Annotated in this window: 26 protein-coding genes; 17 read left to right on the top strand and 9 right to left on the bottom strand. The window is 52.0% G+C overall.

Annotation, left to right across the window (positions count from 1 at the left end; translation table 11 throughout):
* Window positions 1–4: 4 nt before the first annotated feature.
* Window positions 5–319: a flagellar hook-basal body complex protein FliE gene (gene fliE / locus JSN25_RS18665; protein WP_204525234.1), complete on the bottom strand. Its 315-nt coding sequence runs from the start codon at window positions 317–319 to the stop codon at window positions 5–7.
* A 216-nt stretch (window positions 320–535) separates the two neighbouring features.
* Between fliE and fliF the strand changes: the two genes are divergently transcribed.
* The 14 genes from fliF to rcsA all read left to right on the top strand — a co-directional run bounded on the left by fliF (window position 536) and on the right by rcsA (window position 12,035).
* Window positions 536–2,209 (top strand): flagellar basal-body MS-ring/collar protein FliF, encoded by a 1,674-nt coding sequence (gene fliF, locus JSN25_RS18670; RefSeq protein ID WP_204525235.1) that lies wholly within the window; start codon window positions 536–538, stop codon window positions 2,207–2,209.
* Window positions 2,202–3,200, top strand: coding sequence for a flagellar motor switch protein FliG (gene fliG / locus JSN25_RS18675; RefSeq protein ID WP_204525236.1), 999 nt, complete (start codon window positions 2,202–2,204; stop codon window positions 3,198–3,200). Before fliF ends, fliG begins: the two co-directional genes overlap by 8 nt.
* Window positions 3,193–3,900: a flagellar assembly protein FliH gene (gene fliH / locus JSN25_RS18680; protein WP_137347782.1), complete on the top strand. Its 708-nt coding sequence runs from the start codon at window positions 3,193–3,195 to the stop codon at window positions 3,898–3,900. The genes fliG and fliH overlap by 8 nt, the downstream gene beginning before the upstream one ends.
* On the top strand, window positions 3,900–5,270 hold the full coding sequence (gene fliI / locus JSN25_RS18685; RefSeq protein ID WP_038641572.1) for a flagellar protein export ATPase FliI: 1,371 nt from the start codon (window positions 3,900–3,902) through the stop codon (window positions 5,268–5,270). Before fliH ends, fliI begins: the two co-directional genes overlap by 1 nt.
* A gap of 21 nt (window positions 5,271–5,291) precedes the next feature.
* On the top strand, window positions 5,292–5,735 hold the full coding sequence (gene fliJ, locus JSN25_RS18690; RefSeq protein ID WP_003030438.1) for a flagellar export protein FliJ: 444 nt from the start codon (window positions 5,292–5,294) through the stop codon (window positions 5,733–5,735).
* Complete coding sequence (gene fliK / locus JSN25_RS18695; RefSeq protein WP_204525237.1) at window positions 5,732–6,946, top strand: flagellar hook length control protein FliK; 1,215 nt, start codon at window positions 5,732–5,734, stop codon at window positions 6,944–6,946. The genes fliJ and fliK overlap by 4 nt, the downstream gene beginning before the upstream one ends.
* 104 nt (window positions 6,947–7,050) lie before the next feature.
* Entirely contained in the window at window positions 7,051–7,518 is a 468-nt protein-coding gene (gene fliL, locus JSN25_RS18700) for a flagellar basal body-associated protein FliL (protein ID WP_038641578.1), read from the top strand.
* 4 nt (window positions 7,519–7,522) lie between these two features.
* Window positions 7,523–8,527 (top strand): flagellar motor switch protein FliM, encoded by a 1,005-nt coding sequence (fliM, locus tag JSN25_RS18705; protein ID WP_038641580.1) that lies wholly within the window; start codon window positions 7,523–7,525, stop codon window positions 8,525–8,527.
* On the top strand, window positions 8,524–8,937 hold the full coding sequence (fliN, locus tag JSN25_RS18710; RefSeq protein ID WP_005127761.1) for a flagellar motor switch protein FliN: 414 nt from the start codon (window positions 8,524–8,526) through the stop codon (window positions 8,935–8,937). Before fliM ends, fliN begins: the two co-directional genes overlap by 4 nt.
* A complete protein-coding gene (fliO, locus tag JSN25_RS18715) occupies window positions 8,937–9,314 on the top strand; it encodes a flagellar biosynthetic protein FliO (RefSeq protein ID WP_087856017.1) in 378 nt (125 codons plus the stop codon). Before fliN ends, fliO begins: the two co-directional genes overlap by 1 nt.
* On the top strand, window positions 9,314–10,051 hold the full coding sequence (gene fliP, locus JSN25_RS18720; RefSeq protein ID WP_038641584.1) for a flagellar type III secretion system pore protein FliP: 738 nt from the start codon (window positions 9,314–9,316) through the stop codon (window positions 10,049–10,051). The genes fliO and fliP overlap by 1 nt, the downstream gene beginning before the upstream one ends.
* A gap of 9 nt (window positions 10,052–10,060) precedes the next feature.
* Complete coding sequence (gene fliQ / locus JSN25_RS18725; RefSeq protein WP_032939600.1) at window positions 10,061–10,330, top strand: flagellar biosynthesis protein FliQ; 270 nt, start codon at window positions 10,061–10,063, stop codon at window positions 10,328–10,330.
* An 8-nt stretch (window positions 10,331–10,338) separates the two neighbouring features.
* Window positions 10,339–11,124, top strand: coding sequence for a flagellar biosynthetic protein FliR (gene fliR / locus JSN25_RS18730; RefSeq protein WP_038641586.1), 786 nt, complete (start codon window positions 10,339–10,341; stop codon window positions 11,122–11,124).
* Window positions 11,125–11,411: 287 nt separating this feature from the next.
* Window positions 11,412–12,035, top strand: a complete 624-nt coding sequence (rcsA, locus tag JSN25_RS18735) for a transcriptional regulator RcsA (RefSeq protein WP_038641587.1) — start codon at window positions 11,412–11,414, stop codon at window positions 12,033–12,035.
* Window positions 12,036–12,089: 54 nt separating this feature from the next.
* Here rcsA and dsrB read toward each other — a convergent pair whose 3' ends face one another.
* Window positions 12,090–12,278 carry a protein DsrB gene (gene dsrB / locus JSN25_RS18740; protein WP_038641589.1) on the bottom strand — a complete coding sequence of 63 codons (189 nt, stop codon included), beginning with the start codon at window positions 12,276–12,278 and terminating at the stop codon, window positions 12,090–12,092.
* Window positions 12,279–12,441: 163 nt separating this feature from the next.
* Here dsrB and yodD point away from each other — a divergent pair, with 163 nt between their 5' ends.
* Window positions 12,442–12,669: a YodD family peroxide/acid resistance protein gene (yodD, locus tag JSN25_RS18745; protein WP_032939599.1), complete on the top strand. Its 228-nt coding sequence runs from the start codon at window positions 12,442–12,444 to the stop codon at window positions 12,667–12,669.
* 205 nt (window positions 12,670–12,874) lie between these two features.
* Here the strand turns inward: yodD and JSN25_RS18750 are convergent, their stop codons facing one another.
* Both JSN25_RS18750 and JSN25_RS18755 read right to left on the bottom strand, forming a co-directional pair.
* Window positions 12,875–13,057 carry a YodC family protein gene (locus JSN25_RS18750; protein ID WP_038641592.1) on the bottom strand — a complete coding sequence of 61 codons (183 nt, stop codon included), beginning with the start codon at window positions 13,055–13,057 and terminating at the stop codon, window positions 12,875–12,877.
* Between the two features lie 77 nt (window positions 13,058–13,134).
* Window positions 13,135–14,049: a DUF808 domain-containing protein gene (locus JSN25_RS18755; protein ID WP_170973669.1), complete on the bottom strand. Its 915-nt coding sequence runs from the start codon at window positions 14,047–14,049 to the stop codon at window positions 13,135–13,137.
* A gap of 175 nt (window positions 14,050–14,224) precedes the next feature.
* Here JSN25_RS18755 and yedA point away from each other — a divergent pair, with 175 nt between their 5' ends.
* On the top strand, window positions 14,225–15,145 hold the full coding sequence (gene yedA, locus JSN25_RS18760; protein ID WP_087856013.1) for a drug/metabolite exporter YedA: 921 nt from the start codon (window positions 14,225–14,227) through the stop codon (window positions 15,143–15,145).
* Here the strand turns inward: yedA and JSN25_RS18765 are convergent.
* The 3 genes from JSN25_RS18765 to JSN25_RS18775 form a co-directional block, all read right to left on the bottom strand.
* Complete coding sequence (locus JSN25_RS18765) at window positions 15,137–15,604, bottom strand: very short patch repair endonuclease (RefSeq protein ID WP_038641598.1); 468 nt, start codon at window positions 15,602–15,604, stop codon at window positions 15,137–15,139. The genes yedA and JSN25_RS18765 overlap by 9 nt on opposite strands.
* On the bottom strand, window positions 15,585–17,015 hold the full coding sequence (locus tag JSN25_RS18770) for a DNA cytosine methyltransferase (protein ID WP_085047998.1): 1,431 nt from the start codon (window positions 17,013–17,015) through the stop codon (window positions 15,585–15,587). Before JSN25_RS18770 ends, JSN25_RS18765 begins: the two co-directional genes overlap by 20 nt.
* 76 nt (window positions 17,016–17,091) lie before the next feature.
* Window positions 17,092–17,784: a phosphohydrolase gene (locus JSN25_RS18775; protein ID WP_087856012.1), complete on the bottom strand. Its 693-nt coding sequence runs from the start codon at window positions 17,782–17,784 to the stop codon at window positions 17,092–17,094.
* Between the two features lie 439 nt (window positions 17,785–18,223).
* On the opposite strand from JSN25_RS18775, the gene ompC reads away from it, so the two are divergent.
* The gene (gene ompC / locus JSN25_RS18780; RefSeq protein WP_085047996.1) at window positions 18,224–19,399 is read left to right on the top strand and encodes a porin OmpC; all 1,176 of its coding nucleotides are present in this window, start codon (window positions 18,224–18,226) and stop codon (window positions 19,397–19,399) included.
* A 105-nt stretch (window positions 19,400–19,504) separates the two neighbouring features.
* Here ompC and JSN25_RS18785 read toward each other — a convergent pair whose 3' ends face one another.
* Both JSN25_RS18785 and JSN25_RS18790 read right to left on the bottom strand, forming a co-directional pair.
* Window positions 19,505–19,837: an EmrE family multidrug efflux SMR transporter gene (locus JSN25_RS18785; protein WP_003839058.1), complete on the bottom strand. Its 333-nt coding sequence runs from the start codon at window positions 19,835–19,837 to the stop codon at window positions 19,505–19,507.
* A 79-nt stretch (window positions 19,838–19,916) separates the two neighbouring features.
* Window positions 19,917–20,276, bottom strand: coding sequence for a hypothetical protein (locus JSN25_RS18790; protein WP_087856011.1), 360 nt, complete (start codon window positions 20,274–20,276; stop codon window positions 19,917–19,919).
* Window positions 20,277–20,430 lie beyond the last annotated feature (154 nt).

A 20,430-nucleotide genomic window follows, 5' to 3' on the forward strand; every position in this document is an offset into this window, starting at 1 on the left:
CTACCTACACCTGCATCGACATCACTTCCTGATACGCCGATACCAGTTTATTACGAACCTGAATCCCCATCTGCATCGACACCGACGCTTTTTGCATATCGGTCATCACATCATTCAGCGCAATACCCGGTTCACCGAGGGTAAATTTCTCAGCCTGGACACGGGACGCGGTCTGCACATCGCTGATTCTGTCTAACGCCGCATGTAGCTGACCGGCAAAACTCACGGTCGGTTGTGGCTGCATATCCTGCATTTTTGCTGACATCGCCGTGGTTTGTAACTGGCTGATGACCGCTTCAATCCCCTGTATTGCCGACATTCTGATCCCCTGGATGAATTTTCACATAGCTGAGATTACCAGTTAGTCAATAAGATAAAGGCGTTAAATAACGATAAAAAACCACGGTTTTTAACCCATAGAAAAATTCGAAACCGCAAATAATGAGACCGTCAATTTTTCGAGTTTGCTGACCCGGGAGTGAGTCTTGTTCCACTTTGCAAAAAACGCCGTCCACGATAAGCCACGAGGTGCGAGATGAGTGCGACAGCATCGACTGCAACCCAGCTTAAACCTCTCGAGTGGTTAAACCGCCTGCGCGCGAATCCCAGAATTCCTCTGATTGTGGCAGGAGCCGCTGCCGTCGCTATCGTTGTGGCGATGGTTCTGTGGGCCAAAGCGCCCGACTACCGCACCTTGTTCAGCAATCTTTCCGATCAGGATGGCGGCGCGATTGTCACCCAACTGACGCAGATGAACGTTCCCTATCGTTTTACTGAGGGAAGCGGCGCTATTGAAGTTCCTGCCGATAAAGTCCACGAGCTGCGCTTGCGTCTGGCGCAGCAAGGCCTGCCGAAAGGTGGCGCCGTTGGCTTTGAACTGCTGGATCAGGAAAAGTTTGGTATCAGCCAGTTTAGCGAGCAGGTTAACTACCAGCGCGCGCTGGAAGGTGAGTTAGCCCGTACCATTGAAACCCTGGGCCCGGTAAAACGCGCCCGCGTGCATCTGGCGATGCCTAAACCATCGCTGTTTGTACGTGAGCAAAAAGCACCTTCGGCCTCCGTCACTGTTAATCTGGAACCGGGGCGTGCGCTGGATGAAGGTCAAATCAGCGCGGTCACGCATTTGGTCTCCAGCGCTGTTGCAGGCTTACCGCCGGGCAACGTAACGCTGGTCGACCAGGCGGGTCATCTGTTAACCCAGTCGAACACCAGCAGCCGCGATCTCAACGATGCGCAACTGAAATACGCCAGCGATGTCGAGGCCCGCGTGCAACGCCGGATCGAATCGATCCTGTCGCCGATTGTCGGCAACGGCAACGTACACGCGCAGGTCACCGCACAGCTGGATTTTGCCAACAAAGAGCAAACCGAAGAGCAATACCGTCCAAACGGCGATGAGTCCCAGGCCGTGCTGCGCTCACGCCAGTTAAACGTCAGTGAGCAAATTGGTAGCGGAGCGCCTGGCGGCGTCCCGGGCGCATTGTCTAATCAGCCAGCCCCGGCTAATACCGCGCCAATCGCCAACCCACCGGCTAATCAGCAAAATGCGCAAACCACGCAGACAACGAATAACAGTAACAATGCAGGTCCGCGCAGTACGCAGCGCAATGAAACCAGTAACTATGAAGTCGACCGTACCATTCGCCACACCAAAATGAACGTTGGCGATGTGCAGCGTCTCTCGGTGGCCGTCGTGGTCAACTATAAAACGTTACCGGATGGCAAACCGCTGCCGTTAACTGCCGAACAGATGAAACAGATTGAGGATCTGACCCGCGAAGCGATGGGGTTCTCCGACAAACGTGGCGACACCCTGAACGTGGTGAACTCTCCGTTCACAGCGACCGACGATTCCATGGGTGAGCTTCCGTTCTGGAAACAGCCGTTCTTTATTGATCAGTTAATGTCCGCAAGTCGTTGGTTGTTGGTTCTGCTGGTCGCCTGGCTCCTGTGGCGGAAAGCCGTTCGCCCGCAGTTGCTCCGTCGCAGCGAAGAAGCGAAAGCCGCGCAAGAACAAACACGTATCCGTCAGGAAACCGAAGAAGCGGTAGAAGTTCGCCTCAGCAAAGACGAACAGACCCAGCAACGTCGCACGAATCAGCGTCTGGGCGCAGAAGTCATGAGCCAGCGTATTCGTGAAATGTCAGATAACGATCCGCGCGTCGTGGCGCTGGTCATTCGTCAGTGGATGAGTAACGATCATGAGTAATGCCCTTACCGGTACCGATAAAAGCGTCATCCTGCTGATGACCATTGGCGAAGATCGCGCGGCGGAGGTGTTTAAGCACCTTTCCACGCGCGAAGTTCAGGCGCTCAGTACGGCGATGGCCAACGTACGCCAGATCTCCAATAAACAGTTGACGGAAGTGCTGGCGGAGTTTGAACATGAAGCCGAACAATTTGCCGCGCTCAACATTAACGCCAACGAATATCTGCGCTCGGTGCTGGTGAAAGCGCTGGGTGAAGAACGCGCGTCCAGCCTGCTGGAAGATATTCTGGAAACCCGCGATACCACCAGCGGCATTGAAACGCTCAACTTTATGGAGCCGCAAAGCGCCGCCGACCTTATCCGCGACGAGCATCCACAGATTATCGCTACCATTCTGGTGCACCTCAAACGGGGCCAGGCGGCCGATATTCTGGCGCTGTTCGACGAACGTTTACGTCACGACGTCATGCTGCGTATCGCCACTTTCGGCGGCGTACAGCCTGCCGCGCTGGCGGAATTGACCGAAGTATTGAATGGTCTGCTCGACGGCCAGAACCTCAAGCGCAGCAAAATGGGCGGCGTGAGAACGGCAGCGGAAATCATCAACCTGATGAAAACCCAGCAGGAAGAAGCCGTTATTACCGCCGTGCGCGAATTCGACGGCGAACTGGCGCAGAAAATTATCGACGAGATGTTCCTGTTCGAAAACCTGGTGGACGTCGACGATCGCAGTATCCAGCGCCTGCTGCAGGAAGTGGATTCCGAATCGCTGCTGATTGCCCTGAAAGGCGCCGAACAGCCGCTACGCGAGAAGTTCCTGCGCAATATGTCGCAACGTGCTGCCGATATTCTGCGCGACGACCTTGCCAACCGCGGTCCGGTACGTTTGTCGCAAGTGGAAAACGAACAGAAAGCGATTCTGCTTATTGTGCGTCGTCTGGCGGAAACCGGCGAGATGGTGATCGGCAGCGGCGAGGATACTTATGTCTAACGAACTGCCGTGGAAAGTCTGGACCCCGGACGATCTCGCCCCACCGGTGGCGGAGTTCGTCCTGGCCGACCACAGTGAAACACCGTTGTCAGAAGAGACCGACGAGCCGGAACTCTCAGCAGAGCAACAGCTTGAGCAGCAGCTCGCGCAGTTGCAAATGCAGGCCCACGAGCAAGGTTATAACGCTGGTCTGGCGGAAGGTCGACAAAAGGGCCACGAACAAGGCTATCAGGACGGGCTGAATCAGGGCCTGGAGCAAGGCCAAAACCAGGCGCGCGCGCAGCATGCGCCAATCACTGCCCGTATGCAGCAATTGGTGAGCGAATTTCAGAATACGCTGGACGCTCTGGACAGCGTGATTGCCTCGCGCCTGATGCAAATGGCGCTGGAGGCGGCGCGTCAGGTGATAGGTCAGACGCCTGTCGTGGATAACGCCGCGCTGATTAAACAAATCCAACAGCTGTTGCAGCAGGAACCGCTGTTTAGCGGTAAACCGCAGTTGCGCGTACATCCGGACGATCTCCAGCGGGTGGAAGAGATGCTCGGTGCCACCCTCAGTCTGCACGGCTGGCGGCTGCGCGGCGATCCCACGTTGCATCACGGCGGCTGTAAAGTCTCTGCCGACGAAGGCGATCTGGATGCCAGCGTCGCCACGCGCTGGCAAGAGCTCTGCCGTCTGGCCGCGCCAGGAGTCGTGTAATGACCACTCGTCTGACTCGCTGGCTCAATACGCTGGACAACTTCGAAGAGAAAATGTCGCTGCTGCCTGCGGTGCGTCGTTACGGGCGTCTGACCCGCGCCACCGGGCTGGTGCTGGAAGCCACCGGATTACAGCTACCGCTGGGCGCCACCTGCGTCATTGAACGGCAGGATGGCAACGAAACCCAGGAAGTTGAAAGTGAAGTCGTGGGCTTTAACGGTCAGCGACTGTTTCTGATGCCGCTCGAAGAGGTCGAAGGCGTTCTGCCCGGCGCGCGCGTGTACGCGAAGAATATTGCCGGAGAAGGTCTGCAAAGCGGGAAACAATTACCGCTGGGTCCTGCTCTGCTGGGCCGGGTGCTCGACGGCAGCGGCAAACCGCTCGACGGTCTGCCCGCGCCGGACACCACCGAAACCGGGGCGCTGATGACGCCGCCGTTTAACCCGCTGCAGCGCACACCTATTGAACATGTGCTGGATACCGGCGTGCGCCCCATTAACGCGTTGTTAACCGTCGGGCGCGGTCAGCGTATGGGACTTTTCGCAGGTTCGGGCGTCGGTAAAAGCGTCCTGCTTGGCATGATGGCGCGTTATACCCAGGCCGATGTCATCGTCGTCGGGCTGATTGGCGAACGTGGCCGCGAAGTTAAAGATTTTATTGAAAATATTCTCGGCGCTGACGGTCGCGCACGCTCGGTGGTGATTGCCGCTCCGGCGGACGTTTCGCCGCTGTTGCGTATGCAGGGCGCGGCCTACGCCACGCGCATCGCCGAAGATTTCCGCGATCGTGGACAGCACGTATTGCTGATTATGGATTCCCTCACCCGCTATGCGATGGCGCAACGTGAGATCGCGCTGGCGATCGGCGAGCCGCCAGCAACCAAAGGTTATCCGCCGTCAGTATTCGCCAAATTACCGGCGCTGGTGGAACGTGCCGGGAACGGTATTCACGGCGGCGGGTCAGTTACCGCGTTTTACACCGTCCTGACCGAGGGTGACGATCAACAGGACCCGATTGCCGACTCCGCACGCGCGATTCTGGACGGTCACATTGTGCTGTCCCGCCATCTGGCCGAGGCAGGTCATTACCCGGCCATCGATATAGAAGCCTCGATCAGCCGCGCCATGACCGCGCTCATTAGTGAACAGCACTATGCGCGGGTGCGTAATTTTAAACAGTTGCTATCCAGCTTCCAGCGTAACCGCGATCTGGTCAGCGTCGGGGCGTATGCCAAAGGCAGCGATCCGATGTTGGATAAAGCCATCGCCTTATGGCCACAACTGGAAGCATTTTTACAGCAAGGCATCTATGAACGGGCTGACTGGGAAGATTCCCTGCACGCTTTAGAACTGATTTTCCCTGGTGTGTGATTGAGCAGGAGAGCATAGGTCATGGCACAACATGGTGCATTAGCAACGCTGAAAGACCTGGCTGAAAAAGAGGTAGATGACGCTGCTGTCTTATTGGGAGAGATGCGTCGTGGCTGTCAGCAGGCGGAAGAACAGTTGAAAATGCTGATCGATTATCAGCATGAGTACCGTAACAATCTGAATAACGATATGGGTCAGGGTATTACCAGTAATCGCTGGATTAACTATCAGCAGTTTATTCAGACCCTGGAAAAAGCGATTGAGCAACATCGCCAGCAGCTCAATCAATGGACACAGAAAGTGGACCAGGCGCTGAACAGTTGGCGCGATAAAAAACAACGGTTGCAGGCGTGGCAGACTCTGCAGGACAGACAAACCTCGGCGGCGTTACTGGCCGAAAACCGTCTGGATCAGAAAAAAATGGATGAATTTGCTCAGCGTGCAGCTATGAGGAAACCCGAATGATTACTTTACCCCAACTGATTACCACCGACACCGACGTAGCCGCAGGTCTTCAGTCAGGCAAAGCGGTAGATTCACCCGAGGATTTTTTAGCGCTGCTGGCTGGCGCATTAGGTGCGGACGACGCGCAGGGTAAAGGCGCGCCATTGACGCTTGCCGATTTACAGGCGGCGGGCAGTAAACTGCAAAAAGGGTTGCTGCAAAAAAATGGCGATGTCACCCAGGGGGTCAAGTTAACCGATCTGCTGGCGCAAAAAGAGATGCAAACCGATGCTTCTCTTGCCGACATGACTGATGCTCAGCAACTGTTGTCAGCGCTGACGCCGTCGCTGAAAGTGAATGCCCTGACGACGCTGGGCAAAACTGTTCAGCAGGATGAAAAAAACACCACGCTCAGCGATGACGATCTCGCCAACCTGAGCGCGCTGTTCGCCATGCTACCGGGACAACCGTTGGCGACACCTGCCGTCGACAACACCCCTGCCCCCGTTGATGCCTCGCTTTCGGCGTTGTCACGAGGCACGGCACATGGCGCTATCACCGATAACGCAGGCGAACTGCTGCCCGGTGACGCCAAAAAAAGCAAAGCGGATATTGCCTCACCTGGCGGCAGCCTGGATCAGACAAACAATCCGACGCTAACCCCACTGACGGTAGCGGCGGCGACCAGAGCGGAAATTGATAGCGCCCCTTCGCCGACCAGCATTGGCGTGACGGCGGCTCCGTTAAGTGGCCCACAGACACATGCTCAGCCGTTACCTACCGCCGCGCCGGTGCTAAGCGCTCCGTTGGGTAGTCAGGAATGGCAGCAATCACTGAGTCAGCACGTCACACTATTCACGCGTCAGGGCCAGCAGAGCGCAGAGCTGCGCCTGCATCCGCAGGATCTGGGTCAGGTGCACATTTCCATTAAGCTGGATGACAACCTCGCACAGTTGCAAATGGTATCACCACACAGTCACGTGCGCGCCGCGCTGGAAGCCGCGTTACCGATGCTGCGTACGCAGTTGGCTGACAGTGGGATCCAGTTGGGACAAAGCAACATTAGCAGTGAGAGCTTTGCCGGACAGCAGCAGTCTTCCGGACAGCAACAACAGGCTGGTCGCGCTCAGGGACAAGATATTTTTGCCGCTGAAGATGACGCCATCCTGGCAACGCCAGCCTCGCTGCAAGCCGCTGCCCGCGGTGATGGAGCAGTAGACATCTTCGCCTAACGCCAGAGGTAGCATGATTATCCGCGTCTTTTCCACGCTTTGTCGTGGACAGGACACGGGATAATCAGCCCATAAGCTGTACCGAAACAGGAAGCCCGTATCTGATGACTGACTCCGCGATTAACAAAAAAAGTAAACGCGCTATTTGGATCCCTCTGCTGGTATTAATTACCCTCGCCGCCTGCGCAACTGCGGGGTATAGCTACTGGCGCATGCAGCAGCAGCCGTCCGCCAGCGTCAAAGCGGAACCGGCTCCACCGCCTGCGCCGGTGTTCTTTGCGCTGGATACCTTTACCGTCAATCTGGGTGATGCGGACCGTGTGCTGTATATCGGTATCACGTTGCGCATGAAAGACGAAGCGACACGTGCGCGTCTGAATGAATATTTGCCGGAAGTACGCAGCCGCTTGCTGCTGCTGTTTTCTCGTCAAAATGCGGCTACGCTCGCCACCGAGGAAGGTAAACAACAGCTGATTACCGCCATCAAAGAGACGCTCGCGACTCCGCTCGTTGTCGGGCAGCCAAAACAGGTTGTCACCGACGTTCTTTATACAGCTTTTATTCTGCGGTAAAGACATGGGCGACAGTATTCTTTCTCAGGCTGAAATCGACGCATTGCTGAATGGCGATAGCGAAACCAAAGACGAACCCATTACCGGTATCGCAAAAGAGAGCGATATTCGACCTTATGATCCCAACACCCAACGCCGCGTGGTGCGTGAGCGTTTACAGGCGCTGGAGATCATTAACGAACGCTTCGCGCGCCAGTTCCGTATGGGATTATTTAACCTGTTGCGCCGTAGCCCGGATATTACCGTGGGGGCGATTCGTATCCAGCCGTATCACGAATTTGCGCGTAACTTACCGGTGCCGACCAACCTGAACTTAATCCACCTCAAGCCGCTGCGCGGTACGGGTCTGGTGGTGTTCTCACCAAGTCTGGTATTTATCGCCGTTGATAACCTGTTCGGCGGCGATGGACGCTTTCCGACGAAAGTGGAAGGTCGCGAATTTACGCATACTGAACAGCGCGTTATCAACCGCATGCTGAAGCTGGCGCTGGAAAGCTACAGCGACGCGTGGAAGGCCATCAATCCGCTGGAAGTGGAATACGTTCGTTCCGAGATGCAGGTGAAATTTACCAATATCACCACCTCGCCTAACGACATCGTGGTGAACACCCCGTTCCACGTTGAAATTGGCAATCTGACCGGTGAATTTAACATCTGTCTGCCATTCAGCATGATTGAACCATTGCGCGAGCTGCTGGTGAATCCACCGCTGGAAAACTCACGTAATGAAGATCAGAACTGGCGCAATAATCTGGTGCGTCAGGTTCAGCATTCTGAGCTGGAGCTGGTGGCAAACTTTGCCGACATTCCGCTGCGGCTGTCCCAGATTTTAAAGCTGAAACCCGGCGATGTACTGCCGATTGAAAAACCCGACCGCATTATTGCTCATGTGGACGGCGTGCCTGTACTGACCAGCCAGTATGGCACCGTGAACGGTCAGTATGCGTTACGCGTAGAACATCTGATAAACCCGATTTTGAATTCGCTGAATGAGGAACAGCCCAAATGAGTGATATGAATAATCCGTCCGATGAGAACACTGGCGCATTGGACGATCTGTGGGCTGACGCGTTAAACGAGCAAAAAACCACGACCACCAAAAGCGCGGCCGATGCGGTATTCCAGCAGTTAGGCGGCGGCGACGTTAGCGGCGCTTTGCAGGACATCGACCTGATCATGGACATTCCGGTCAAACTGACCGTTGAACTGGGCCGTACGCGCATGACCATCAAAGAGCTGCTGCGTCTGACGCAAGGTTCCGTTGTCGCGCTGGATGGTCTGGCGGGCGAACCGCTGGATATCCTGATCAACGGTTATCTGATCGCCCAGGGTGAAGTGGTGGTGGTCGCGGATAAATACGGCGTGCGTATCACCGACATTATCACCCCATCAGAACGCATGCGCCGTCTGAGCCGTTGATCATGAACACCCAGGCGACAGTTTCTCAGCCAGCCGCCGTCCCCGGCTCACCGCTGGTACAGGTAAGCGGCGCGCTGCTTGGGATCATTGTGTTGATCCTGGCGGCAGCCTGGGTCATTAAACGGCTGGGCTTTGCCCCCAAAAGCACCGGTACACGAGGGCTGAAGGTTGCGGCAAGTACCTCACTGGGCCCACGTGAGCGCGTGGTGGTTGTTGAGGTGGAAGATGCGCGCCTGGTGCTGGGCGTCACGGCCTCGCAAATTAACCTATTGCACACCCTGCCCCCGGCACCTGCCGATGCAGAAGAAAAACCGGCCTCCCCTGCGGATTTCCAGGCCATGATGAAAAGTTTGCTCAAGCGTCCCGGGAGATCCTGATGCGCCGTTTGTTTTCCATCACGCTGGCAGGCTTATGGCTTTTCAGTCCAGTAGCCCTCGCCCAGCTCCCGGGCCTGGTGAGTCAACCGCTGCCAGGCGGCGGACAAAGCTGGTCATTGCCTGTACAGACGCTGGTGTTTATCACCTCGCTGACCTTCCTGCCTGCCATTTTATTGATGATGACCAGCTTCACCCGCATCATCATCGTTTTCGGTTTGTTGCGAAATGCATTGGGAACGCCGTCTGCGCCCCCTAATCAGGTACTGCTGGGGCTGGCGCTATTTTTAACCTTTTTCATCATGTCGCCAGTGATCGATAAAATCTACGTTGACGCCTATCAGCCGTTCAGCGAAGAGAAGATCTCCATGCAGGAAGCCATGGAGAAAGGCGCCCAACCGTTACGCGAGTTTATGCTGCGCCAAACCCGTGAAGCCGATCTGGCGCTGTTTGCCCGTCTGGCAAACAGCGGTCCCTTACAGGGACCAGAAGCCGTACCGATGCGAATTTTGCTTCCGGCTTATGTCACCAGTGAGCTGAAAACCGCATTCCAGATAGGGTTTACCATTTTTATCCCCTTTCTGATTATCGATCTGGTCATCGCCAGCGTGCTGATGGCGCTCGGGATGATGATGGTGCCGCCCGCCACGATCGCGTTACCGTTTAAGCTGATGCTGTTTGTGTTGGTGGACGGTTGGCAGTTGCTTGTCGGCTCGCTGGCACAAAGCTTTTACAGTTAGAGGCGCGAAATGACACCTGAATCGGTCATGATGATGGGGACAGAAGCGATGAAAGTCGCTCTGGCCCTTGCCGCGCCTTTGCTGTTGGTGGCCCTCGTCACAGGTCTTATCATCAGCATTTTGCAGGCGGCGACCCAGATTAACGAAATGACGCTGTCCTTCATTCCCAAAATTGTTGCGGTTTTTATTGCCATCATTGTTGCCGGCCCGTGGATGCTTAACCTGTTGCTCGACTACGTGCGTACGCTGTTCAGCAATTTACCGTATATCATCGGGTAGACAACGTTATGTTGCAGGTGAGCAGCGTTGAGTGGATGCAGTGGCTGAATCTTTACTTCTGGCCGTTGCTGCGCATCCTGGCGCTCATCTCCACAGCGCCCATTCTCAGCGAACGCGCCATCCCCAAGCGGGTAAAGCTGGGGCTGGGATTGATGATAACCATTGTTATCGCCCCATCTATTCCCCCAGCAGACGTCCCCATCTTTTCCATCGGCGCGTTGTGGCAGGCCATGCAACAAATTCTGATCGGTATCGCCTTAGGCTTCACCATGCAGTTTGCGTTTGCCGCCGTTCGTACCGCCGGGGAACTGATTGGCCTGCAAATGGGGCTTTCCTTTGCGACATTCTTTGACCCCGGTAGCCGCCTGAATATGCCAGTCCTGGCACGACTGATCGACATGCTCGCCATGCTGTTATTCCTCACCTTTAATGGCCATCTGTGGCTGATTTCGCTGTTGGTGGATACGTTTCATACTTTGCCCATTGGCGGCAATCCGGTTAACAGTAATGCATTTCTCGCACTGGCGCGGGCGGGAAGCCTGATTTTCCTCAACGGGCTGATGCTGGCCCTACCGGTTATGACGCTGCTGCTGACGCTGAACCTTGCGCTTGGCTTGTTAAATCGCATGGCGCCACAGCTGTCGATTTTTGTCATTGGCTTTCCTCTCACCCTGACCGTGGGTATTTCATTAATGGCGGCGCTGATGCCATTAATTGCGCCATTCTGCGAGCGCTTGTTCAGCGAAATTTTTAATTTGTTGGCCGATATCGTCAGCGAAATGCCCGGAAAATAATAACCCTTAATTTTTATCCTGTTTTACTAAGGATTGTCCTAAATTTAAAAACCGACAACATCCACCAGGATATCGCTGTCGCGGTTTATTTGTTTTTGCCTCACTCACATAACGCAACATTTACTTTACTTTAAGATGTTTCCTGGCAAATTATACGCAACTTTACGGGATAGTAAATTCGCCTGAAAACAGCGAAAGCGTCATCTTGGGTCGTTATTATTCCGTTTAGTTGTGATGCAATAATCAGGTAAGGGGAATTATCGTTACGCATTGAGTGAGGGTATGCCATGTCAACGATTATTATGGATTTATGCAGTTACACCCGGCTAGGGTTGACCGGATATCTGGTCAGTCGGGGGGTGAAAAAAAGGGAAATCAACAATATTTCCAGCGTTGGTGAACTCAGTCTCGCCTGTGTTTCTCTGCAACCCGCTGTGGTGTTTATTAATGAGGACTGTTTTATCCACGATCCTGCTGACAGTCAGCAAATCAAGCAAATCATTAATCAGCATCCCAGTACATTATTTATTGTATTTATGGCGATTGCCAATGTGCATTTTGATGAGTATCTTTTAGTCAGAAAAAATTTATTGATCAGTTCTAAATCAATTAAGCCTGATTCACTGGACGAACTTCTTGGCGATATTCTGAAAAAGGAAGTCAATATTGCTATCGATGTTAATCTGCCGACATTATCATTAAGCCGTACCGAATCCAGCATGCTACGCATGTGGATGGAGGGACAGGGAACAATACAGATATCAGATCAAATGAATATCAAGGCCAAGACCGTCTCATCCCATAAGGGAAATATAAAACGAAAGATTAAGACGCATAATAAGCAAGTTATCTATCACGTGGTTCGACTCACGGATAACGTCACCAATGGTATCTTTGTGAATATGCGCTAAAACGTTCTGACTGGTGGCGGAACCACCAGTCAGAATCATGCAGAAGAACTTACCTCACTCTATTTTTTCCACAAAGATACCGTCCTGATGACCTGATTCATTAAAGAACCAGATACCGAGCGGGTAGTCTTCCAGCGAAACCAGGTACATGGTGCCTTCACTAAACTCTTCGATTGCCAGTACCACGCCCGGCCGACGTGGACCGCCGTCCGTTTTGACTGTGACCCGATCATTCACCTTCATCGTTTTCCTCCTGTGGCTTTGTGCCAGTGTAGAACAAATTCCTTTTTGTGGCAGCGTCCGGCGCATGCGATTGCGGGTTTTCTCGACGGTCTATACTTAAGTAGTGCGCATCTGAGGTTTTGATGCGCTCCCCCGGTATCCTTAACGGTTGAGAGGTATGAGGATGAAAACCGCGAAAGAGTACAGCGATACGGCCAAACGTGAAGTCAGCGTCGATGTAGACGCGCTGCTGAAGGCAATCAACGAAATCTGCGAGAGTGAAATTCATCGCAGTCAGGACGATCCTGAACGCGTCAGCATCGACGGGCGTGATTACCATACATGGCATGAACTGGCCGATGCGTTCGAGCTTGATATCCATGATTTTAGCGTGTCGGAAATCAATCGCTGACTGAGGGTGAAAAAAATCCCGGCCCTCATCGGGCCGGGATCAAGCTTGCTTATGCAAGAAGCACTTGAAAATTCGTTACACCAGGAAATCTGATGTAAAACAAACCTTATCTGCAATTTTTTTGCCTGACAAGAAAATAATTCTCACCAAAATGATAAATATAACTAATGGTTGAGAGTTAGCCGGGTTACGGCCAGGCCCAATATCAGGTGTCCTGGCAGAGCGATCTTTGCTCGCCGGGCACCAGTTCATCTTCACGGAATGCTTCCCGTTTAACGCCAAAGCCGTCGTACCAGCGACACTCCACCATTCCGCTGGCATACCCGGTAACGATCATGCGTGGGCCACCCTCTTTCGAAGTGACTTCCTCACTGACAGAAAAGACCATACCTGCCTCCTGTATCAAGAGAAACCTTTACACCTTAGACGACAAAAAGGCTTTTTGCGTAATTAATCCGGCGACAATTAGTGCGAAACTCCGCGCAGTCTGGCAACGGTTTTCACCAGCAGAACGACTATTCCACCAATGATAAAGCCGAGCACCAGATTAAGCAGGGTCGGAAGCATAAGCCCAATCAATGCGCTTTGCTGCTGGGCAAAATGTTCTATCGCATGATGCAGCGGTGATATTCCATGTACAACAATCCCACCCCCTACTAAAAACATCGCCAACGTGCCCACCACTGAAAGTGTTTTCATCAGCCAGGGGGCAACAACCAGTAGTCCTTTCCCCAGCGATTGGGCAAGCAGGCTGCGCTTTTCTGCCAGCCAGTAGCCGATATCATCCAGCTTAACGATAATCCCTACCAGGCCATACACGCCCACGGTCACCACTAAGGCGATACCTGATAACACCAGCACCTGATTCAACAACGGCGCATCCGCCACAATACCGAGGGTGATGGCGACAATCTCAGCGGATAAAATGAAATCGGTACGTATCGCACCTTTGATTTTATCTTTCTCGAAGGTCAGTGGGTCCTGCGCCGCCAGAGATGCCAGACGCTGCTGGCGCTCTTCCGGGGTCTCTTTGTGTTTACGAGCTTCCAGGGTGTGAAGCACTTTTTCCACCCCTTCAAAACAGAGAAATGCCCCGCCTACCATTAATAAGGGGGTGATCGCCCAGGGTATAAAGGCGCTAATCAATAGCGCCAGCGGTACAAGAATAACTTTGTTAACAAACGACCCTTTAGCCACGCTCCAGACCACCGGGAGTTCGCGGTTCGCCCGCACGCCCGACACCTGTTGAGCATTGAGCGATAAGTCATCTCCCAAGACACCCGCGGTTTTTTTCGCGGCCAGTTTTCCCATGACCGAGATATCGTCGAGTAAGGTAGCGATATCATCGAGTAAGGTCAGTAAGCTACTTCCTGCCAAAATGTTAACCCTCAATATTATTTTTTTGCCGTATTAAGTATGAAGTAAAACACGCCATGCGGAAACTGGCCTTTCTGGTCAACAAATATTTAACAATGGCATGCAATTATAAATCTCGCCAGCACGATAGTTTTGACGTTTACTATGTTGCACCTTTTTATTTCCACCGTGAGGGATTATGCGTTTCAGGCAATTGCTACCGCTTTTCAGTGCGCTCTTCGCGCTGTATATCATTTGGGGTTCCACCTACTTCGTTATTCGCATTGGCGTGGAAAGCTGGCCGCCGTTGATGATGGCTGGCGTGCGTTTTCTCTCTGCGGGCATTTTGTTAACCGCATTCTTACTGATTCGCGGGCATAAGCTGCCGCCTCTGCGCCAGCTCCTGAACGCCGCGTTAATTGGCGTCCTGCTGCTGGCTGTGGGTAATGGGCTGGTCACCGTCGCAGAACATCAAAATGTGCCTTCCGGTATCGCCGCGGTGGTGGTTGCTACCGTTCCGCTGTTTACGCTGTGCTTTAGCCACTTTTTTGGTATCAAAACGCGCAAACTGGAATGGGTGGGAATCGCCATTGGGCTGGCAGGAATCATCATGCTGAATAGCGGCGGTAATTTAAGCGGTAATCCTTGGGGTGCTGTATTAATCCTGATCGGTTCGATAAGTTGGGCGTTTGGCTCGGTGTACGGTTCACGCATAACGTTACCCGTTGGCATGATGGCTGGGGCCATTGAAATGTTAGCCGCCGGGGTTGTGCTGATGTGCGCCTCGTTGCTCTCCGGGGAAAAACTGACCACTATGCCGACATTTTCAGGCTTTATGGCGGTGGCGTACCTGGCCCTGTTTGGCTCTATTATTGCCATTAACGCGTATATGTATCTGATTCGCAACGTCAGTCCGGCGTTAGCCACCAGCTATGCCTACGTTAATCCGGTTGTCGCCGTACTGCTAGGTACCGGTCTGGGAGGAGAAAGTCTGGCGCTCATCGAATGGCTGGCGCTCGGCGTGATCGTATTTGCGGTGGTATTGGTCACCCTCGGTAAATACTTATTCCCTATGAAAGCGGATGCCGTTGCTACCCCGTCGGAAAAGACACTACAGTAAGTGAATACCCTGAGTGTCGATCTGCGCGGTGGCACCGCCGCCGCAGATCCACTCGATGACACGTTCAGATAACGCCTCATCGCCGAGTTTTTCGCGCCCGCGCAGGGCGCACTCCCAGACAATCAGTACACGCCAGCCCAGAGTCTGCAATTTTTCACAATCCCGCGCGTCACGCTGGACATTTTTCCCTATTTTTTCCAGCCAGAATTCCGTTCGCGTGGCAGGGACTTTAAACAAGTAGCAGTTGTGATGATGCCAGAAACAGCCATGGGTAAAGATCACACAACGGTAATCATCCACTACAAAATCGGGGCGACCAGGTAATGTCGCATCCTGCACGCGAAACGTTACGCCCTGCTCTGTCAGTACGCTGGCAAGGCGTTTTTCAATGGCGGTATCACGGGTGGCGATCGCCCGCATATTTTTACTGCGCGTTGCTTTATCGTGAACGTCTGCCATGCAGGTTCTCTTTTTCGCGAATAGCAACCGCCTGTTTGATTTTCGGCTCCAGCAGTCTGGCAACCGCCGCGAATGCCGGAACGACCACCGAATTACCAAACTGGCGATAAGCCTGAGTATCCGACACCGGGATCCTGAACTGATAGCCCTGCGGTGATTCAAACCCCATCAGGCGCGCGCACTCCCGTGGTGTAAGCCGGCGCGGACGGTGCTGCTGGTTCAATGGATCGTCAAAATCCTTTTCCCCCAGCGCCATATCCCAGCCGCGATCGACAAGGATCTCGGCGCCGTCTTTATAATAGCGTGCGGATAATGTGCGCGTTACGCTATCGGGATTACCAGGATACACCATGCCATAACCAAAACCATTCCCCCGCGCCTGGTGCTTTTTCGCATAGCGGTATAAATATTTCCACAACACCGGCGTCAGCACATATTTCGCATCGACGGTCGGCTCAAGCAGCTCCGCCAGCGTAGTACGTCGCGGCGGATAGCGAGTGACAATATTGCGCAGCGTGAAGTCTGATTTCAGATTCAGATCGCGTCGAAATCCGACGAGCACAATACGTTCACGATGCTGAGGTAAAAAATGTTGTCCATCGATTATTTTCGGATCGTCAGGTCCATTATCCGCCGCATCCGCGACGTCATAACCCAGCTCATCCAGCGTCTGCATAATAATGCGAAATGTTTTACCCTGGTCGTGACTTTTCAGATTTTTAACGTTTTCGAGCACAAATATTGCTGGTCGACGCGCATCGATAATGCGCACCACATCAAAAAAGAGTGTGCCTTGTGTATCACAGGCAAAGCCGTGGGCCCGCCCTAACGCATTTTTCTTTGATACCCCAGCCAGGGAGAAAGGCTGACAAGGAAATCCTGCCAGCAGTACGTCATGTTCAGGAATATGTTGGCGAATATGTTCCGCCGCCTGCTGGTCGCTTACTCCATCATGATGACTCAGCGTGACATCGCGAATATCTTCATTAAAGTGATGCTGGAGCGGATCGCAATAATTATTCGCTTTGTAGGTGCGCACCGCATGCTTGTTCCATTCGCTGGTAAACACGCACTGCCCGCCAATCGCCTCAAAGCCGCGACGAATTCCGCCGATGCCGGCAAACAGATCGATAAATCGAAAGGCATAATGCGGATGATGCGCAGGTGGCGTCGGCAGCAAGGAATTCAGATGAGCAAGCTCATTGTCGCTGAGGCGATACCATGTTTCGTTCGCCACTACTCGCTTAAAGATGGCCGGACTCCAGCGGTTCTCACCAACACCATTCAGATGAGCAACCAGGGTTTTCACGTCATAAATTTCAAGCAACTTAGCCAAAATTACCTGTGCGGCGGCCTTGTTATCATCTGTCATTGGGTTCATGGAGCCTGCTACTGAAAAATTATCCTGCATACATTTAACCGGCCGAAATGGATAACCGACAGATTAACATAAAATAGCGCGGTTGACGTTGCGGCTGTACTGGCGACTAACGTGCTTTAAAGGGTTGAATCGCGTCGAGATCCAGCATTGCATACTCTCCTTTTAACTCCGCACTCAGCTTCGCCATATACGTCAGTAAAAAGTCAGCATTATGCTGCGCTAAATGTCGGCCTTGTTCAGTTTGCATTGTCAGCGGCAGCGTCAATAATTTGGTCTGAAAGTGATCGAGCGCGTACTGTTTATCGTCAAGGCAACGCTTCCGCGCGAATGGATCTTCCGCGTCAAACAGCGCCACGCCTAACGCACCAGACACGGCAAATACGCGCGCTAAACCGATAGCTCCCAGCGCCTCAAGCCTGTCGGCATCCTGCACAATTTTAGCTTCAATAGTTTCCGGTGCTATCTTCGCGCTGAAACTGTGCGCCTCAATGGCATGACATACGGCAGGTATACAGTGTTGCGGAAAATCAGGGAAATCGCGCCTCAGAATGCGGCGTGTTTCCTGCGCCGCCAATACCGACGAGCGATGACGATCCGGATGATTCTTCGGCAAGCTGACAAGATCATGGAAGTAGCACGCTGTAAGAACCACCAGCCAATTTACGGTCGCATCCGTGCTTAGCTTTTGCGAGGTCTTCCACACGCGACGAAAATGAGAGATATCATGGGCAGCATCCTGCCCGGAATGGTTATCCTGTAGCCAGGCTTCAAATTTTGACTGCCAATCTTGTCGTTCCATGCGGTCTCTCTTTGCAGAAAGAAAACCACCTTAACAACAATTTTCATTGCAGACCACTGCCAGCGCTTCAATTTATATAAATATATTATCACTCTCAATTTTATATAATCACAGAAATTTATTATTTCCTGATCACCATAGCAACAGATAATCATATGTAATCAAACAACAAATCACCCCCAAAAATAAAATACACAAAAACAATGAACACAAGAAATACATAACTCGCTGATAAAAATAAATTTATCATGTAAATAACATTATTAAACACATATACATTAATTTATAAAAAGACACCATAGAAACATTATGAAATATCTTAAATACATTTGTTACATGTTATATTTTAAATAAAATGAACTTCATAGATAGTATCCAAATGTAGTCTTTCGGATAGTACTACATATTCATATTAATTATTATCATAAGGGAATACATAATGAAAAGAAAAGTACTGGCACTTCTCCTCCCTGCTTTATTAGCTGCAGGCGCAGCGAATGCCGCTGAAATTTATAATAAGAACGGCAATAAACTGGATCTGTACGGCAAAGTCGATGGTCTGCATTATTTCTCTGACGATGCGGGTAGCGACGGCGATCAGACCTATGTACGTGTGGGCTTTAAAGGCGAAACCCAGATCAACGACATGCTGACTGGTTATGGGCAGTGGGAATATAACGTCCAGGCCAACGGCACAGAAGGTGAAGGTGCAGATTCATGGACCCGTCTGGCTTTCGCTGGCTTAGGTTTTGGTCAGAACGGTACCTTTGACTACGGTCGTAACTATGGCGTTGTCTACGACGTAGAAGCCTGGACCGATATGCTGCCGGAATTCGGCGGCGATACCTACACCCAGACCGACGTGTATATGACCGGTCGTACCAACGGCGTTGCCACCTACCGTAATAAAGGTTTCTTCGGTGAGGTTGATGGTCTGAACTTCGCTCTGCAGTACCAGGGCAATAATGAAGATGGTGGTTCAGGCGAAGGTACTGGTAATGGTGATGGACGTAGACTGTCTCGTGAAAATGGCGACGGTTTCGGTATGTCTACCTCCTATGACTTCGACTTCGGTTTAAGCCTCGGTGCGGCATACTCCAGCTCTGACCGTACTAATAATCAGGTTGCTGCTGGACGTGGCGACAGTAGCCATGCCAACCGCTATGCTGGTGGTGACACAGCTGATGCCTGGACCGTGGGTGCCAAATATGATGCGAACAACGTGTACCTGGCTGCCATGTATGCTGAAACACGCAATATGACCGCATACGGTAAAGGGGATGGAGTTGAAGGCGGTATTGCTAACAAAACGCAAAACTTCGAAGTTGTTGCACAATACCAGTTTGACTTTGGTTTGCGCCCGTCCGTTGCATTCCTGCAGTCTAAAGGCGTTGATTTAGGCGGCTGGGATCACCATAGCAATGGCACCCCACGCTACACCGATAAAGATCTGGTCAAATATGTTGATGTAGGTATGACTTACTACTTCAACAAAAACATGTCCACCTACGTTGATTACAAAATCAACCTGCTGGATGAAGACGATAGCTTCTATGAAAGCAATGGTATCGCGACTGACGACATCGTTGCCGTTGGTTTAGTCTACCAGTTCTGATTGAGATACAAACAGCAAGCCCGCTTCATATGAAGCGGGCTTTTTTCACCGCACAGGGATAAGCTCTGCTAATAGCGCCAGATATGCGACACGCTTTCAATAGAATTAATGCGGGGAAGATTTGGAAAAAATATTAATAACCAGAACCCCTGCACAAATAAGGAACATGCCTGCGATCGCCGGAAAATCAAGCTTCTGCCCACTTACCAACCAGCCCAAAAGGCTGATTAATACGATTCCAGCACCTGACCAAATTGCGTACGCAATACCCGTTGGAATGGTCGACAGCGTCTGAGCGAGAAGATAAAAAGCAGTGCAGTAGCATACAATGGTTGCTACAGATGGCCATAGACGTGTAAATCCGTCAGAGAACTTCATCAGGGTTGTACCTATTACTTCAGCTACAATGGCCCCGGCAAGGAAAATGTATGAATTCAAAATCTGGCCCCATGTGACAATCTAAAACAATTATCGTATCACAAAGGGTCAGGTGAGTTTGAACACAGCCAAAACTCCTTCAGCTTAGTACAAAAAGACCGTCTGAAGCGCCGCGAGGTCTGCTATGCGCGGACGTTGGGGTTGATGTTAAAGTCACCACAGAGCTGACATCGGTCTGTGGACTGCCAGATTCGAATACCCAGTTTTCCATTTCCCGGGTAAGTTTTTGCTTAGTATCAGCATCAACGACGCCATCAGGAAATCTGATATTTATAACTTTTCCTTTATCATCAATATCATATACTACTTTGAATTCGTTATTTTCATCCACCAACGTCCTTACCCAAGTTTTGCTTATTGTTTCACTTGCATGAGAACTAAAAGCTAAACCTGCCGACAAAACAATAATAATGGCCACACCCAACAGCTTGTTATTCATAGTGTTATCCACTCGCAAATAAATAATGATAAATAGAAATAATTATCATTTCCACTATTTGTTTTTACAGCTACGCTGGGTGTGGCAATATTGAGGGACCTGAACTGGTGCTCTCACGGCGCAGAACCAAACCTAATCTGACGGTCCACTCTGT

The sequence above is a fragment of the Citrobacter cronae genome (assembly GCF_016893685.1).
GTDB classification, from domain to species: Bacteria; Pseudomonadota; Gammaproteobacteria; order Enterobacterales; family Enterobacteriaceae; genus Citrobacter; species Citrobacter werkmanii.

Bases quoted from the DNA above. Each gene is read 5' to 3' on its own strand.
- JSN25_RS18765 (WP_038641598.1), bottom strand. From the start codon at position 15,604: ATGGCAGACGTTCACGATAAAGCAACGCGCAGTAAAAATATGCGGGCG.
- JSN25_RS18750 (WP_038641592.1), bottom strand. From the start codon at position 13,057: ATGGTCTTTTCTGTCAGTGAGGAAGTCACTTCGAAAGAGGGTGGCCCA.
- fliQ (WP_032939600.1), top strand. From the start codon at position 10,061: ATGACACCTGAATCGGTCATGATGATGGGGACAGAAGCGATGAAAGTC.
- fliP (WP_038641584.1), top strand. From the start codon at position 9,314: ATGCGCCGTTTGTTTTCCATCACGCTGGCAGGCTTATGGCTTTTCAGT.
- fliF (WP_204525235.1), top strand. From the start codon at position 536: ATGAGTGCGACAGCATCGACTGCAACCCAGCTTAAACCTCTCGAGTGG.
- fliM (WP_038641580.1), top strand. From the start codon at position 7,523: ATGGGCGACAGTATTCTTTCTCAGGCTGAAATCGACGCATTGCTGAAT.
- rcsA (WP_038641587.1), top strand. From the start codon at position 11,412: ATGTCAACGATTATTATGGATTTATGCAGTTACACCCGGCTAGGGTTG.
- fliL (WP_038641578.1), top strand. From the start codon at position 7,051: ATGACTGACTCCGCGATTAACAAAAAAAGTAAACGCGCTATTTGGATC.
- fliN (WP_005127761.1), top strand. From the start codon at position 8,524: ATGAGTGATATGAATAATCCGTCCGATGAGAACACTGGCGCATTGGAC.
- JSN25_RS18790 (WP_087856011.1), bottom strand. From the start codon at position 20,276: ATGAATAACAAGCTGTTGGGTGTGGCCATTATTATTGTTTTGTCGGCA.
- dsrB (WP_038641589.1), bottom strand. From the start codon at position 12,278: ATGAAGGTGAATGATCGGGTCACAGTCAAAACGGACGGCGGTCCACGT.
- fliJ (WP_003030438.1), top strand. From the start codon at position 5,292: ATGGCACAACATGGTGCATTAGCAACGCTGAAAGACCTGGCTGAAAAA.
- yodD (WP_032939599.1), top strand. From the start codon at position 12,442: ATGAAAACCGCGAAAGAGTACAGCGATACGGCCAAACGTGAAGTCAGC.
- fliI (WP_038641572.1), top strand. From the start codon at position 3,900: ATGACCACTCGTCTGACTCGCTGGCTCAATACGCTGGACAACTTCGAA.
- fliE (WP_204525234.1), bottom strand. From the start codon at position 319: ATGTCGGCAATACAGGGGATTGAAGCGGTCATCAGCCAGTTACAAACC.
- yedA (WP_087856013.1), top strand. From the start codon at position 14,225: ATGCGTTTCAGGCAATTGCTACCGCTTTTCAGTGCGCTCTTCGCGCTG.
- fliR (WP_038641586.1), top strand. From the start codon at position 10,339: ATGTTGCAGGTGAGCAGCGTTGAGTGGATGCAGTGGCTGAATCTTTAC.
- JSN25_RS18775 (WP_087856012.1), bottom strand. From the start codon at position 17,784: ATGGAACGACAAGATTGGCAGTCAAAATTTGAAGCCTGGCTACAGGAT.
- fliH (WP_137347782.1), top strand. From the start codon at position 3,193: ATGTCTAACGAACTGCCGTGGAAAGTCTGGACCCCGGACGATCTCGCC.
- JSN25_RS18770 (WP_085047998.1), bottom strand. From the start codon at position 17,015: ATGCAGGATAATTTTTCAGTAGCAGGCTCCATGAACCCAATGACAGAT.
- fliK (WP_204525237.1), top strand. From the start codon at position 5,732: ATGATTACTTTACCCCAACTGATTACCACCGACACCGACGTAGCCGCA.
- fliG (WP_204525236.1), top strand. From the start codon at position 2,202: ATGAGTAATGCCCTTACCGGTACCGATAAAAGCGTCATCCTGCTGATG.
- ompC (WP_085047996.1), top strand. From the start codon at position 18,224: ATGAAAAGAAAAGTACTGGCACTTCTCCTCCCTGCTTTATTAGCTGCA.